The sequence below is a fragment of the Acinetobacter sp. 766875 genome (genome assembly GCF_000582055.1).
Taxonomy (GTDB): Bacteria; Pseudomonadota; Gammaproteobacteria; order Pseudomonadales; family Moraxellaceae; genus Acinetobacter; species Acinetobacter nosocomialis.
In genome coordinates, this window is record NZ_JEXX01000021.1 from 14,221 (window position 1) to 29,682 (window position 15,462).

Below are 15,462 nucleotides of genomic sequence, written 5' to 3' on the forward strand. Positions count from 1 at the left end.
CATGCCTTATTACACCATGCCCGATCAGGAAAAATTATTTGTACGCCGTGTTGGTCGTGGTGAACCAGTATTAGTATTATCTGGTCTAGGTATGCAAAGTTGGCAATGGCTACCGTTTATCTACGCAAATCGTAAAGAATATGAATTTATTATTCCTGACTGGCGTGGTTTTGGCGGTTCAAAAAACTGTGCTATTCCCGAGCAAGATGCTATATCAAGCCACTGGCAAGATGTCGCTCATTTAATTGAACAACTAAAACTTGATCACTTTATTTTAATGGGCTATTCAATGGGTGCTACCACTGCAATGCATGGTATGAAGCATGCTCATCTTGCTCAGCAGTTAAAAGCTTATTTACATATTGATCAAACGCCTAAAATATCTGTAGATGCGACATGGCAATATGGTTTATTCGGACCATTACATGCCCAATTTAAACAATTACTCAATGATATTTATCAATTATTATCAAAACATAAAAATGCTAAATATCTTTATGAGTTATCACTTCCAGACCGTCAAAAATTGGTACGTTTGTGGGTAGATTTTATTGAATTGCAAAGTAGCAATCCTTTTAGTCCATTTGTTTTTAAAACTGCGTTAAAACAGCCATTTTTACAGAAATACTTATTACCGATTCAACGCTTAGACTACTTATTTTGGTACGTCGAAAATTATCTTTTTCACAATGAAGACTATCGTGAGGCATTGCAACAATTACAGTGCCCAACAACTTTCTTTATTGGCCGTAATTCAACACTCTATCCAGAAACTGGTCAGACACTGATTGCACATAGTGTCGAACATGCAAAAACAATTTATTTCGAGCGTTCTGGCCACACGCCATTATTAACCGAGCCAAAAAAATTCGGGCATGAAATCACTACTTTTTTATCCGAACTCAAACATGCTTCATAAAAAAAAGGGATCTGCAAAAACAGATCCTTTTTTAAACCATAAATCATTAAGCTGAATGAGCTAACTCATTTGCTTTTAACTCTTCAGCAACATTTAACAAAAGTTGTTCAGTTTTATCCCATCCTAAACAACCATCTGTCACAGACTGACCATAAGTCATTTCACACGAAATTTTCTGATTACCATCAACTAAATGACTTTCAATCATGACACCCTTCACCTGAGTTTTTAAGCGTTCAGCAACGATTTGCTGCAAAACCTCTGGCTGACGTAAAGGGTCTTTACCACTATTGCCATGACTACAGTCAATAACTAAGGCAGGTAGGTTTTGTTTGTGCTTTTCTCTAATTGCCTGAATTGAAGCCAAATCATAATTAGGACCATGATTCGCTCCACGTAAAATCAAGTGTGGCAATGGATTTCCAGCACTCTGAATCACTGAAGGCAAACCTTGCTGATTCATACCTAAAAATTGATGCTCATTTTGTGCAGATTGGATAGCATCTAAAGCAATTTGAATCGAGCCATCCGTACCATTCTTGAAACCAATACTGTATGGCATATGACTTGAGATTTCACGGTGAATTTGAGACTCGCTGGTACGCGCACCAATTGCGCCCCAAGCCAACAAATCATCAAAATAACCTGTTGCCATTGGACTTAGAATTTCGCTCGCAATCGGCAAACCCTTTTCAATAATTTGTAAATATAGCTCACGCGATTTTTCTAAACCTAATTGTAGATTAGATGAACCATCAAGGTTTGGGTCATACATGTACCCCTTCCAACCTACAGTTGTACGCGGCTTTTCAATATAAGCACGCATCACAATGAATATTTGATCTTTAACTTTTTCTTGTAATTTTTGCAGTTTTTCTGCGTATTCAAGAACCGCAACTGGGTCATGAATTGAACATGGTCCTGTAATAACCATTAAACGCTGATCTTTACCAGCAAGAATATTTTGAATAATTTGACGGTGTTCTGCAATTTGACGTGCGAAGGTCTGCACAAGCGGATATTTAGCTTTTAACTGGAGAGGTAAACTAACTGGTGTTTCTTTTGTATTACTTTGAGTTAGTAAAGTATTTAAAGCATTCATTGGTCTTTTCCTTTGGACTGAAACCGAATCAGTCCGATCATTTATTTGAGCGTTTTGGATCTATTCGTTGGCAAAGGTAGGCAAAAGTAAAACCAATAAAAGTTGCTAAAGTATGAATAAGTCATGTTGTTCATTTTGAGTTCCTCGATTTGAAAAAGATAAAGCATAAAAAAACCTGAGCGGGGTTGCCGATCAGGTATTAACTGTGATGGGCAACTTTCGTGCCCGAATACGCTCAGGCAACTATCTAAATTGCCAGAAATAAAAGTAAGCGTTAGAATTCACAGATTGATTTAACATCTTTATCTCAAATATTAAAAAATGTTCCTTAAATCTAAAATACGCATTGTTGATGAATTTGACAAGTATTTTTTGCGAAAAAATTTCTTATTTTTTAGTTAAAATTTAATTGCTCACTTCATTATTAGCGAATTAATCCTTGCGGCTGCAAAATAATCAAACTTGCACCACAAAGCACTATAAAACCACCTAAAACATCCCATCTCGTTAAAGCGATTTGATCGACAAAACGAAGCCACATGAGTGCAGTAAAAATATAAATACCGCCATAGGCCGCATAAATGCGCCCAGAAGCAGCTGGATGTAATGTAAGTAACCAAACAAAGATCGCTAAGCTTAAGGCTGTAGGGATCCACAACCAAGCAGACTTCCCTTCTTTTAAAATAAGATAAGGAAAGTAACAGCCTAAAATCTCAGCGATCGCAGTAATAATAAATAACCCGAACACACTAAGTATTCGGGTTATAGAAAGACTATCAATTAACATAAATTAAGCTGGTTCTGCCGTATGGTGATCTTCAAAAACTTCAAGTTTTAGACCAACTGCCTTGCCATCTTCTTTCTTCACTGATACCGCCACATTACCACCATGATCTGCAAGTTCACCAAACAGAATCATTTCAGCTAATGGTTTCTTCAAGTGTTCTTGAATGAGACGTTGCATTGGGCGAGCACCCATTAAACGGTCATAACCATTGGTTGCTAACCAGTCACGCGCACTTTGATCTACATCTAGAACTACACGTTTTTCATCTAACTGTGCTTGTAATTCTGTTAAGAATTTATCAACTACAGATTCAATCACTGTGGTTGGTAAAGCTTTAAACTGAATAACACTGTCTAGACGGTTACGGAACTCTGGAGAGAATGCACGCTTCATAGCTTCTTGGTTATCCGAGCTATGGTCTTGCTCAGTAAATCCAATGCTTGCACGAGAAATGCTTTCTGCACCAATGTTTGTCGTCAATACAATAATGACATTTCTGAAGTCTGACTTACGACCATTATTGTCAGTTAACGCACCATGGTCCATGATTTGCAACAACAGGTTAAACACATCTGGATGTGCTTTCTCAATTTCATCGAGCAATAAAACACAATGCGGATTTTTATGAATCGCATCTGTGAGCAAACCACCTTGGTCATAACCGACATAACCTGGAGGAGCACCAATTAAGCGAGAAACAGCATGACGTTCCATATATTCAGACATATCGAAACGGACAAGCTCTACACCTAAAAGTTTTGCTAATTGCTTAGTGACTTCCGTTTTACCAACACCCGTTGGACCAGCAAAGACGAAGCTACCAACAGGCTTGTCTGGTGATTTCAAACCAGCACGTGATAACTTGATTGCAGAAGCCAATGCAGTAATTGCCTCATCTTGACCAAATACAACACGTTTTAGGTCACGCTCAAGATTTTCAAGTACTGATTTATCATCTTTAGACACTGTCTTAGGCGGAATACGCGCAATTTTAGAAACGATGTCTTCGATATTTTCTACAGTAATTAAGCTGTCTTCACTTTCTGCTTTTAAGCGGCGTTGTGCACCTGCTTCATCAATGACATCAATCGCTTTATCCGGCAAGAAACGATCATTAATAAATTTCGCAGAAAGCTCAACCGCAGAAACTAAAGCTTTGTCGTCATACTGTACGTGGTGGAAATCCTCAAACTTCGTTTTCAAGCCACGTAAAATATCAATAGTTTCAGAAATGCTTGGTTCATTTACATCAATTTTTTGGAAACGACGAGATAACGCATGATCCTTTTCAAATACCTGACGATATTCTTGGAAAGTCGTTGAACCGATACAACGTAAAGTACCATTTGCCAATGCTGGTTTAATAAGATTCGATGCATCCATTGTACTGCCCATACTAGAGCCTGCACCAATGATCATATGAATTTCATCAATGAATAAAATCGCATTTGGATTTTTCTTCAAAGCATTTAACAGTTGTTTTAAACGTTTTTCAAAGTCACCACGGTATTTTGTACCAGCAACCAATGCACCTATATCAAGGCTATAAATCTCTGCGTTGCTAAGTGGTTTTGGTGCTTTACCATTTACGATGAGCCATGCAAGGCCTTCTGCAATTGAAGTTTTACCTACCCCTGGATCCCCGACTAGTAATGGGTTGTTTTTGCGACGGCGGCAAAGAATTTGTGCTGTACGCTCAATTTCTTTTTCACGACCAATGAGTGGGTCAGTTTTACCCTTTTGCGCTTCAACATTTAAATTAAGCGTATAAAGTTCTAATGGCCCAGCATTGCCTGAGTTGCTTTCACCCTCAATGTCTTCAACTTCTTCTTCAACCTGCACTTCGTCTTTACGTGTCCCATGAGACAAATATTGAGTCAAAGTAAGTCGATTAATTTGATGACGTTTAAGTAAATAAACAGCAAAAGAATCACGCTCTGAGTACATTGCGACCAAAACATCCGCACCTTCAACAGTACGATCACCACCACTTGATTGCACATGGAAAATTGCACGTTGCAAAATGCGGTCAAAACTTTCTGTTGGATGTGGAGCTTGCTCGCTATTTTCGCCAAGCTTAGGAGTATGTTGTTCTACATATTCTTCTAATTCTTTACGTAAAGAAACGATATCAGCGCCGCATGCTTTTAATGCATTCACAGCCGAATCGTTATCGAGTAAGGCTAATAGTAAGTGTTCAACTGTAAGAAACTCATGTCTCTTTTGACGAGCCATGCTAACAGCCAAACGTAATGATACTTCTAATTGACGACTGAGCATGTGACCCCCTTATGCTTTAGGCTCAATCTGGCAAAGTAATGGATGACCTTGCGATCGAGCGTAATTATTAACAAGGTTTGCCTTGGTTTCCGCGATGTCTCTTGGATATACCCCGGCAGTACCTTTACCTTCATAGTGTACTGTTAGCATTACTTGAGTTGCTTGGTCAAGATTCATTGCAAAGTATTGTTGTAAAATTTCAATTACAAAGTCCATTGGCGTGTAATCGTCGTTCAATAATACTACCGCATATAAAGGAGGACGCTTGAGTTCGGGAGGTGCTGTTTGAACAACAACCTCTCCGTCATGATCTTCGTTTTGCGAATCACTTAAGCGTGGATTGAAGTGCCAATCGACATAGCCAGACTGCTGAAAAGAAGCCTTAATATCTTTTAAATTTGTTTGACGCTTATTTGTTCGCATATGATGTTACTATTGTGAATTTGCTTCAGCTTGAGGAATTTCTGCAACAAAAGCAGAAGGTGTTTCGACAGGTTTACCGCGCTGCCAACTAAAACGTTTAATCACTGGTGTTTCAGAACCACCTATTAAACGTACTTCAATATACTGAGGTGTGAAGCCCTTAGGCATTGTCCATCGGCCAGTCAAACGCTCAAAATCAGTGAAGTTAAAGTTCTTATCTTCAAGTGGCACAACCAAGACTTCAGTATCTTTAATCAGTCTTATTTCAACTGAACCTGAAGCACGGCGTTTATTTGGACTCACCTGCACCAAATCAAGCTGATATTCATAAGCGTTTTCTGGTAACGGTTTAATTGCCAAATCCTGAATGGTTAAGCTTAATCCACCACGTTGTCTTAAAATTTCACGGTAGATATTACTCATACCTTCTTGTTGCGTTTTATCAGCATTGGCTTGATTAAGTGCTGTAAACAAGTCATTTGCATTTGTAACAGCAACATCACGCTCTTGTACAGCAGCATTCAGGCTTTTGTTAACTGCATCTAACGCTGTTTTTTGTTTTTGCACTACTTCAACCAATTGCTCTGCATCTGCATCGTAACCTACAACAGTTAAACCTTGACGGTGCCCAATTGTATAGCCGAGCGCAAAACAACCACTCATTAAAATAGCAGCACCAATAAACAAAGGCTTATTGGTGTTTAAAAATTTTTTCTTTTGCAACGAACTTTCTACAGAAGTCGTCTGTTCCGAGTTTTGCATCGTCATCTCAGTGTTTAAGATCAGAGTCAAGACACACATTTAAATCGAAATTTAAATGTGTGTGAAGCAAAAAAGAGTTTTTTATGGTAATAAACCAATCCCTTGTAAGCCTTCATCTTCATTAAAGCCAAACATAAGATTCATATTTTGTACAGCTTGTCCAGATGCTCCTTTTACAAGGTTATCTTGAGCGGCCAAAATAATGAGTTTATTTGGTTGTGGTTTATACAAAGCAATGCGTAATTCATTTGCCCCACGTACACTACGTGTTTCAGGTGAACTATTGGCAGGCATGACATCTACAAATTTTTCATTTGCATAGAAGTTTTCATACAAAGCTTGTATATCTGTTTGTTTCCCCGCCTCTGTCAAGTCCACGTAAATTGTACTCAACATACCTCGAATCATCGGTACTAAGTGTGGAACAAACAAAAGACCTTCAAAAACATCTTTTTCGCCTGCAATATTTTCCAAAGCTTCTACAATCTCAGGATGATGGCGATGTCCCGCAACACCATAAGCTTTAAAGTTATCCGCATTTTCACTGTAAATCATGCCCAAACTTGCTTTACGACCAGCACCAGAAACACCAGATTTTGCATCAATAATAATATTCTTTGTTTCAATTAATGCTTGTGCTGATTTTAAAAGTGGAGCCAAGCCCAGTTGAACAGTCGTTGGGTAACAACCCGGATTACCAATGACTTGAGCTTGCTTAATTTTTTCACGATTTAACTCGGTTAAACCATAAACAGAATCTTTTAGCACGTCTGGGCACGCATGTTCCATACCATACCATTTTTCAAACTGTTCAAGATTTTGTAAACGAAAGTCTGCTGCCAAATCAATAACTTTAGTTCCAGCCTCGATCAAATCTTTTGCGTGCTGCATTGCAACACCATGTGGAGTTGCAAAAAATACAACATCACATTCTTTTAATGCATCAATATTTAAATCTGAAAATTGAAGATCTGTATGTCCACGTAAGTTTGGGAACATATCAGCAACTGGTTTGCCTGCTTCTGTACGTGAAGTAAGAACTCGAACCTGCGCTTTTGGATGTCGTAATAAAATACGTAATAGTTCAACGCCTGTATAACCAGTTCCACCAACAATTCCGACAGAAATCACGTGCATTACCTCAAATATTGAATCTATACTTGCGGTAGTATGACAGGATGTCCAGGCTTACAAAACCATTTCATGCTTGGTAATTTTAATTTTTTTATTTTTTAGCGTTAATTACATAGCACTTGCTGGTCTGTCAGAACCAAACAAATATCAGTAAATAAATACCAGATTCATTTGTGGAGAGCTAGGATGCTTGATCAATCAAAACAAACAAAGTTGTGCACTTATCTCGGCCTTAGTACTTTAATTTTAAGCGCAGCCCTTGTTGGATGTGGTGGTGGCAGTAGTAGTGGAGGTTCATCTAGCACTCCGACACCGACTGTGCCAACTCCTGAAGTCACGACAGATTTTACACTTAAAACCCCCGTCGAAATGCGCAATGTGCAACTCAAAGTCTATGACAATACCGACAATAGTATTTTGATTGATACCCAAGTTGCCAGTTTAACAAGTTATAATATTAAACTTCCAAGTACCAAGTTGAATCGGCTTTATCGAGTAGAAGTCACAACTCAAGCCTCATCTCAGGTATTTGATCCAATTAATTCTAAATATGAGAACATTTCTGGCGTCTATCACGCTTTTATTACTCCAAGTTCAATAAGCAATAAAACGCAGCCGATTAGTCCAAGTTCAGAAGCGATTTATCAGCGTGCCGTAATTCGTTCAGGCCAACTTCCACAAGAAACGATAGACCCGACCCGTATTGAACAATCACATGTTGATTTGGCTTCTCAAGATGTTTACACCGCTCTTATTAGTGCGTTTAAAGATGCTGCCATTCCAAGCTTAAGCCCAGCTAGCCCGCTGACTGTACTAAATTTATTACAGTATTCAACAAAACAACCTAGTACTTATGTAGATAGCTATCTGAGTTTCGGATATTTACAATACTGGAATACGATTCATGGTAGTACCAATGCATATCAAGAACTTACAAATAGTCTTGCCACTGATTTAAAAGATGGATATTTAGATGGCAAAAAGCTTAATGGTGACAATACAACCATGACATCTATTTTTAGTCCATCGCCAGATAATATTGACCCTGTAAAAAATACGCTTTTGGACATAGCAGCCAATCAAAAAGCGACTCGCGATTATTTTGCTACCAATTTAAAAGCTGCCACATTGCAACTAGCAGATGCACAAAGTCAGTCCAGTTTAGATCAAACAGGATATGTTCTTTTGCAGAAAAAACTCTATTCTGGAGTTGTGCCTTCTGGAAATACAACTGACTTTTTCCGTATAGATGGTGCTGGTGACTACCGACGTGCCGTAGGATTTAGTGGTATTACAACAAGTTGTAATGGTTCGGCTTATCCATGTAAACAAGGCTTAACTAGCATCAATATATCTGACCCTAAACTGCCTGCTACGGACTATTTAGTTGGTCACTATGAAAACAGCGCATCGGGTTGCCAACTTAATTTCCGTGCTAATGGCCAAATTGAGTTAATTCAAGGTTCACTAAGTTATCGCTCAGCCTTAAGCGCAGATAGTACAGATAATTTACTGCAAACCGACGCTGCAAGTTATAGCTACTTACTTAACTCAAGTTCATCCGAACCTAACAATTCAACACAGCAATATAATTTTATACAGCTACATATTAAAGCGAATAAGATTGTCAGTGCTCAAGCTGGTCTTGATAGCCGCAAGGCACCAGATGTCTTACAAACAACACAATTAGAATGTAGCTTTAGCTAAGCTGTCACATACCACCACGCAGGCAATGGGTTACCTTTTAATTGTCTGCGATGCTGCATATAGTTTGGGTCGAACTTTGCAACTTCGGCCCAAAATGCAGGACTATGGTCGAAGTGTTTGGTGTGAGCTAATTCATGAATGCAAACATAACGAGTAATTTGAGCAGGCATAAGAACCAGACCTGCATGCAGCATAATATTATGTTGACTACTGCAACTGCCCCAACGAGTTTTAGGACGTCGGATAGCACACTCTGCATAACTCAACCGAGTTTTTTGGCTAAGCTCTGACAAAAGTGCTGGTAACTCTTGTTTGGCATAAGCAATAACGGCGCTTTGTAAAGCTTGATAGGTTTGCTGGTCTTTAATAAATAAACGATTATTTTCCCAATCAAATTGAAAAATGCGATGTTGCTTCTGTACAACAATTTGAAAAGGCTGCTCTCTATTAAAAAAAGAAATTTCTGAAGGAATCGCAAACGAGGTAGATTGAGCGTGGTGCTGTTTATTCCATGTCTCGATCAACCATTGTTCAGACTGAGCCAAAAACTGCTGAATTTGTTTCTTACTACAAAATAGCGGGACAGTAAGTCGTATAGACGCAGGCTCAACACGTAAGCGCAATTTTCTTGCCCTTACGTGACGAACAATTTTAATTTCTGGCATTTCCACAGACATTACTGTGCAGTACGCTCTTCAATACCATTATTTGTTGCAACAATTGCAATCGTTGCTGGATTTAACGCAAAAATACCGTTAGTCACAACACCCGGAATATTGTTGATTGTCTTTTCCAAATCAATTGCATTTAAGATGTTCAAATTAAATACATCTAAAATAACGTTTCCGTTATCTGTTACCACACCTTCACGATAAACCGGATCACCACCTAAGCTAACCAATTTACGAGCTACAGCAGAGCGCGCCATTGGTATCACTTCTACTGGTAATGGGAAATCACGACCAAGTTGATCAACCCATTTTGAATCATCAACGATACATACAAATTTTTTAGCAATTGAAGCTACAATTTTTTCACGAGTTAATGCTGCGCCGCCGCCTTTAATCATATGCATGTGACGATCAATCTCATCTGCACCATCAACATAAGCATCAAGGCTGCCTACATGGTTCATATCAACCACTTCGATACCTAATTTTTTAAGACGGTCTGCTGTTGCTTGAGAACTTGCTACTGCTGCTTCTAATTGTAGTTCAGGCAATAAGTCAATTAGAAAATTTACAGTACTACCGGTTCCTACTCCCAAAATGCCACCTTTGGGTAAGTGTTTTAAAGCAGCTTTCGCAGCGGCTTGTTTCTTTTCATCTTGGGTTGCATATAGGCTCATTACATCACTCAACTATTTTTTGACATTTATGCGCCAATAAACGGCGCAAATGCACAAGGGTTTGCTACAATAATTTCCTATTTTAAACTGTTATAGGGAAGATGAACATGCTGTCTCGTGTGGTACGACAAATTTTACAAGCAACGGTTTATGATGTTGCAATTGAAACACCTCTCGAAGCAGCTCCACGAATTAGTCAAAAATTAAATAATACAATTCGTTTTAAGCGTGAAGATTTACAACCGGTTTTTTCTTTTAAATTACGCGGTGCTTATAACCGTATTAGCCAATTACCAAAAGAACAGCTTGAACGTGGTGTAATTTGCGCATCTGCTGGCAACCATGCACAAGGCGTAGCATTGTCTGGTCAACGTTTAGGAATTCCTGCAATTATTGTTATGCCAAGTACTACTCCTGATATTAAGGTTCAGGCAGTTAAGCGTTTAGGTGGGCAAGTTGTATTACATGGTGATAGCTTTGATATTGCAAATAAATACGCTCAGCAGCGTGCCGAAGCAGAAGGATTAGTTTTTATTCCTCCTTATGACGATGAATTGGTTATTGCTGGTCAAGGTACTATTGCAAATGAAATATTGCGCCAATGGCGCGATGTGGAATACGTGTTCGTTGCTGTAGGTGGTGGCGGTTTAATTGCGGGTGTAGCAGCTTACTTAGGTGAAGTTGCACCACATGTAAAAGTCATTGGTGTTGAATATGAAGAGTCTGCATGTTTAAAAGCAGCACTTGAAGCCAATGAACGTGTAATCTTGCCACATGTAGGTTTATTTGCAGATGGTACTGCTGTTGCACAAATTGGTGCTTTGCCGTTTGATATTGTTCGTCTTCGTAAATCAGATAACTCTGGCCCAATTGTTGATCCAGACATTGTTACTGTTAATACAGATGAAATCTGTGCCGCAATTAAAGATACTTTTGATGAAAACCGTAGCATTGTTGAACCATCAGGTGCAATGGCCCTAGCTGGTATTAAAAAATATGTAGCGGAGCATAAAATTAGCGGTAAAAACATGGTATCGATTGTTTGCGGTGCCAACATGAACTTTGACCGCTTACGTTACATTGCAGAGCGTACTGAGCTCGGTGAACAACGTGAAGCAATTTACGCGGTGACACTTTCTGAAGAAAAAGGCGCATTCTTAGGTTTCTGCCGTGCTCTACAGGGCCGTAATATTACCGAGTTTAACTACCGTGCAAATAACACAGAAGAAGCACAAGTTTTTGTGGGTATTAGCTTAAAAGGTGGTGACGCTGAACGTCATGAAATTTTAGAACAACTTAAACAGCAAAATTATGTTGTAGATGATTTATCTGATGATGAAGTTGCTAAATTGCATATTCGTTATTTAATTGGCGGTCATGCTAATCTAGATGATGAAAGATTGTTCCGTGTTGAATTCCCTGAACGTCCAGGTGCATTACTCACCTTCTTAACTCGTTTAGGTCCAACCCACAATATTACGCTGTTCCATTACCGTAACCATGGTGCTGCAGAAGGCCGTGTATTGGTTGGCTTACAAGCAACAGATGCCAAACAAAATCCAGATGGTTTAATTGAAACCCTAGAACAAATTAGCTATCCATACGCAGAAATTACTGACAATGTGGGCTATAAACGTTTCTTGAAATAATCTTTGTTTTATAAAAAAGCTGACAAATTTGTCGGCTTTTTTATTATTTGAGCCCAATATTTTCTATATTTACATTGCTTCTCTTTATCTCAAAGAAAATATCATTAAAAATAAAGCCCTAATTAAGTATAAAAGGTTATTTATGGCACAGTTCGCGGTCATTGGCTTGGGAAGTTTTGGAGCAACAGTTGCTCAAGAACTCACAAAATTAAATCATGATGTTATTGGCATTGATACAGTCAAAAAGAATGTTGAAAATCTTGCCGATGTTTTAACTCATGCTGTCATTGCTGATGCTACAGATGAACATGTACTGGATGAATTAAACATTCAAAATTGTGATGCGGTTGTTGTTGCAATTGGTGAAGATATTGAGGCCAGTATTTTATGTGTGCTGAATTTAAAAAATCTTGGTATTGATAAAATTTGGGTAAAAGCAAAGACAAAGGCCCATCACACAATTTTGTCTCACCTCAATATCAATAAAATCATTCATCCCGAAGAAGACATGGGTGTACGTGTTGCGCAAGCACTTAACTATCCAATGGTAAGTCGTTACATGTCTTTAGATGATGATCACTATATTGTGAAAATCGATATTCCCGAGAAATTAAATGGCATTAATTTGTATGGGATTATGCAACAAGCACCGCAAGTTAAAACTTTACTTGTAAAACGACAGCAGCAAATTTTATTTGAAACTGAAGAGACTTTTACCCTACAAACGCATGATATTCTTATTTTAGAAGGTCATTTACAGCAACTTAAAAAGCTCTCTAATTGTTTCCTATAAGAACGAACCTAAAAAATATGTCTCTTAAGCCTAAACCACATAAAACATTAAACCTAAGCCCACCTTCTCTTTTAGCGCTGGGTTTTCTAGGCTTTATTGTCTTTGGCACATTATTACTCAAACTTCCAATTGCCAATAACGGACATGTTAGCTGGATGGATGCTCTATTTACGGCGACTTCGGCAGTCACCATTACAGGTTTATCCGTTCTAAATATACATGAATCTTTTACACTTTTTGGGCAAGTCATTATTTTATTGTTGATTCAATCAGGTGGTTTGGGCTTCATGACTTTTGCTATTTTGGCCGCACTGAGTCTTTCGCCTAAAATTGGTCTTAAGCAGCAAATGATGGCTCAGGACAGCCTGGGTCAAACGAGCCTATCAAAAGTGACCTTCGTAGCTAAAGGAGTAGTAACTTATACTCTCTTATTTGAACTGATCGGCATAATCATTCTCACCTGTGCATTTACCCCCGCTTTTGGCTTCGCTCGTGGTTTGTATTATGCAATTTTTTATAGTATCTCTTCGTTTAATAATGCCGGTTTTTCATTATTTAATAATAGTTTAATGGGTTTTCAAAACAACTATGTGATCTGCCTTACGGTAAGTTTGCTTTATACAATAGGTGGACTTGGCTTTTTAGTTCTCATGGATATTAAACAAAATAAAAAATGGAAAAAACTTAGCCCAAATAGCAAACTGATCTTAACGACTATTGCCATTATTAATTTAGTGGCCTTTATTTTAATTTGGGCTATGGAAGCACAAAACCCTCATACGCTAGGAATGCTAAGCGTAGGTGATCAAGCTTTACATGCTTGGTTCCAAGCGACTGTTCCACGATCTTCAGGGTTTAACACCATTGACACAGGTGCAATGACTAATAGTAGTTCTTTGCTTATGATGCTACTTATGTTTATTGGCGGTGGTTCATTAAGTACTGCTGGCGGTATAAAAGTGGGTACTTTTGTTATATTAGTTTTAAGTGTTCTGTCCTTTTTAAGACGTACTGATGAAATCAGGGTTTTTAATCATTCTGTTTCTCACGAAACTACTTATAAGGCCTTGGCTGTTACTGCGATTACCAGCATACTCATATTTATTGGGTTCTTTATACTTTTGCTTTTAGAACCAAAAGCCGACTTTATGAACTTACTATTTGAAGTCGTTTCAGCCGCCTGTACGGTAGGCCTTTCCCGCGGTATCACGCCAGATTTACATAACGGTAGCCTGTTTATATTAAGTTTACTTATGTTTGCTGGGAGACTTGGACCTTTAACACTGGCGTATTTAATTGCTACTCCTAAAAAGAGCCGTCTCAAGCATCCTCAAGCCAACATTCAAATTGGTTAATAAAAAAGCCGCTGTTAAAGCGGCATTTTTATGGGTTCGAACTTAGTACCAGTTCATGAGTGAAACACCCAAACCTGCATAAGTTGCACGGTGGTTATAGTCAATTAAGCTTTCACCATATCCATTAAATAGCTGGAAGTGACCACGTAACTTACCACTAATTGGGAATGCCCAGTCAAACTGAACAGCTCCATGAGAGTCATCTCCACCTTTTAAAGAGTGACGTAACATTAGGGAGAAGTCGTTATCTTTCCACTTATAAAAAGCGGTCAAATCGCCTCGTCCAATATAATCTTCAATATCGGGGTTGTTATCATCTTTGGCAGCTTCATTAATACGTATCCAAGGACGAAGCATTACAGCAAAATTGCCACGCTCTAAGCCGACATTAAAGATAACACGGTTCCAACTACGAGATAACGGATCTGAACGACCATTCGATTGGTGATTTAAAGTGACACCAAGCAAGCGACCATCTAAACCGAGTAACTCATAGTTTGTTCTAAACATTAAGCTAGCTTCAGGCTCATAGTTTGTTTCACGGAAAGGCCGAGATTCTTTAGAGTTAAAGGTCTGCCAACGTGAAGATTGGGTATAACCTACCCACAAATCACCATTGTTACCAAAAATATTTTCCCAAGCTTTAGTTTTCAAAGAAATTTGAAATTTAGTTTCGGTAGATTTCAAATCTTGAGCTTCTTTAACTGTATTATTGGGATTTGGGCTAGTTGGAAATTCATTTTTATCGCTGGTCCAAAATACAGGTAGTAAATAGACAGGCTGATAAGCACGAATGTTCCAAACACCAAGTTTACTTTTTTCAGATAACTCCCAACGTTGATCTAATAAAGAAGTAGTAGGTTCAATTTTCGGAGCTTTCCCTATTACTTTAATATTACTAACCGTATCTACAACCTTCTCTTTAAATGTTTCAGGCTGAACAGCAGGTTTATCAATTTTTTTAACAGGCTCTGGTACTGCGGCAGCTTGAACAGCGGGTAAAGCTGAGGGCTTAAATACAGAGTCATAACAAGCTAGGCGATCAGCATTTGAAGCTAGGGCAACACATGCATCTACGGTCGCAGGTTTTACAGGGGCTAAGGTGTCAGCATATGCCACCGACGCACATAAACAGCTAAGCAGGGTCCCCATACTTAGCTGTAAAGATGTGCGTTCAAATTGTCTGAACGCCATGTTCATCTC

General features: G+C 38.6%; 14 protein-coding genes. 5 read left to right on the forward strand and 9 right to left on the reverse strand.

Annotated elements, in window-relative coordinates; genetic code table 11:
* The first annotated feature begins 1 nt into the window (after position 1).
* Complete coding sequence (locus J576_RS15360; protein WP_002050701.1) at positions 2–919, forward strand: alpha/beta fold hydrolase; 918 nt, start codon at positions 2–4, stop codon at positions 917–919.
* 46 nt (positions 920–965) lie between these two features.
* On the opposite strand, the gene J576_RS15365 is transcribed toward J576_RS15360, so the two are convergent.
* From J576_RS15365 to argC, 6 genes are all read right to left on the reverse strand, one after another.
* On the reverse strand, positions 966–2,021 hold the full coding sequence (locus J576_RS15365; protein WP_002050697.1) for a 3-deoxy-7-phosphoheptulonate synthase: 1,056 nt from the start codon (positions 2,019–2,021) through the stop codon (positions 966–968).
* A gap of 424 nt (positions 2,022–2,445) precedes the next feature.
* Positions 2,446–2,808, reverse strand: a complete 363-nt coding sequence (locus J576_RS15370) for a YnfA family protein (protein WP_025467870.1) — start codon at positions 2,806–2,808, stop codon at positions 2,446–2,448.
* Between the two features lie 3 nt (positions 2,809–2,811).
* On the reverse strand, positions 2,812–5,088 hold the full coding sequence (gene clpA / locus J576_RS15375; protein WP_002050677.1) for an ATP-dependent Clp protease ATP-binding subunit ClpA: 2,277 nt from the start codon (positions 5,086–5,088) through the stop codon (positions 2,812–2,814).
* A 9-nt stretch (positions 5,089–5,097) separates the two neighbouring features.
* Positions 5,098–5,511: an ATP-dependent Clp protease adapter ClpS gene (clpS, locus tag J576_RS15380; RefSeq protein ID WP_001260033.1), complete on the reverse strand. Its 414-nt coding sequence runs from the start codon at positions 5,509–5,511 to the stop codon at positions 5,098–5,100.
* 9 nt (positions 5,512–5,520) lie between these two features.
* Complete coding sequence (locus J576_RS15385; RefSeq protein ID WP_079377015.1) at positions 5,521–6,279, reverse strand: DUF6776 family protein; 759 nt, start codon at positions 6,277–6,279, stop codon at positions 5,521–5,523.
* Positions 6,280–6,354: 75 nt separating this feature from the next.
* A complete protein-coding gene (gene argC, locus J576_RS15390) occupies positions 6,355–7,410 on the reverse strand; it encodes an N-acetyl-gamma-glutamyl-phosphate reductase (RefSeq protein ID WP_016805333.1) in 1,056 nt (351 codons plus the stop codon).
* A 183-nt stretch (positions 7,411–7,593) separates the two neighbouring features.
* Here argC and J576_RS15395 point away from each other — a divergent pair, with 183 nt between their 5' ends.
* On the forward strand, positions 7,594–9,114 hold the full coding sequence (locus J576_RS15395; RefSeq protein WP_002050648.1) for a hypothetical protein: 1,521 nt from the start codon (positions 7,594–7,596) through the stop codon (positions 9,112–9,114).
* On the opposite strand, the gene J576_RS15400 is transcribed toward J576_RS15395, so the two are convergent.
* The gene (locus tag J576_RS15400) at positions 9,111–9,791 is read right to left on the reverse strand and encodes a YgjP family zinc-dependent metalloprotease (RefSeq protein ID WP_002050669.1); all 681 of its coding nucleotides are present in this window, start codon (positions 9,789–9,791) and stop codon (positions 9,111–9,113) included. The genes J576_RS15395 and J576_RS15400 overlap by 4 nt on opposite strands.
* Positions 9,791–10,462: a ribose-5-phosphate isomerase RpiA gene (gene rpiA / locus J576_RS15405; RefSeq protein ID WP_000061060.1), complete on the reverse strand. Its 672-nt coding sequence runs from the start codon at positions 10,460–10,462 to the stop codon at positions 9,791–9,793. Before rpiA ends, J576_RS15400 begins: the two co-directional genes overlap by 1 nt.
* 101 nt (positions 10,463–10,563) lie before the next feature.
* Between rpiA and ilvA the strand changes: the two genes are divergently transcribed.
* The 3 genes from ilvA to J576_RS15420 all read left to right on the forward strand — a co-directional run bounded on the left by ilvA (position 10,564) and on the right by J576_RS15420 (position 14,259).
* Positions 10,564–12,111, forward strand: a complete 1,548-nt coding sequence (gene ilvA / locus J576_RS15410) for a threonine ammonia-lyase, biosynthetic (protein WP_170318178.1) — start codon at positions 10,564–10,566, stop codon at positions 12,109–12,111.
* 142 nt (positions 12,112–12,253) lie between these two features.
* Positions 12,254–12,904: a potassium channel family protein gene (locus tag J576_RS15415; RefSeq protein WP_002050624.1), complete on the forward strand. Its 651-nt coding sequence runs from the start codon at positions 12,254–12,256 to the stop codon at positions 12,902–12,904.
* A 17-nt stretch (positions 12,905–12,921) separates the two neighbouring features.
* Positions 12,922–14,259 carry a TrkH family potassium uptake protein gene (locus tag J576_RS15420; RefSeq protein WP_002050670.1) on the forward strand — a complete coding sequence of 446 codons (1,338 nt, stop codon included), beginning with the start codon at positions 12,922–12,924 and terminating at the stop codon, positions 14,257–14,259.
* Positions 14,260–14,301: 42 nt separating this feature from the next.
* Here the strand turns inward: J576_RS15420 and J576_RS15425 are convergent, their stop codons facing one another.
* A complete protein-coding gene (locus tag J576_RS15425) occupies positions 14,302–15,453 on the reverse strand; it encodes a phospholipase A (RefSeq protein ID WP_002050661.1) in 1,152 nt (383 codons plus the stop codon).
* Between the last annotated feature and the right edge of the window lie 9 nt (positions 15,454–15,462).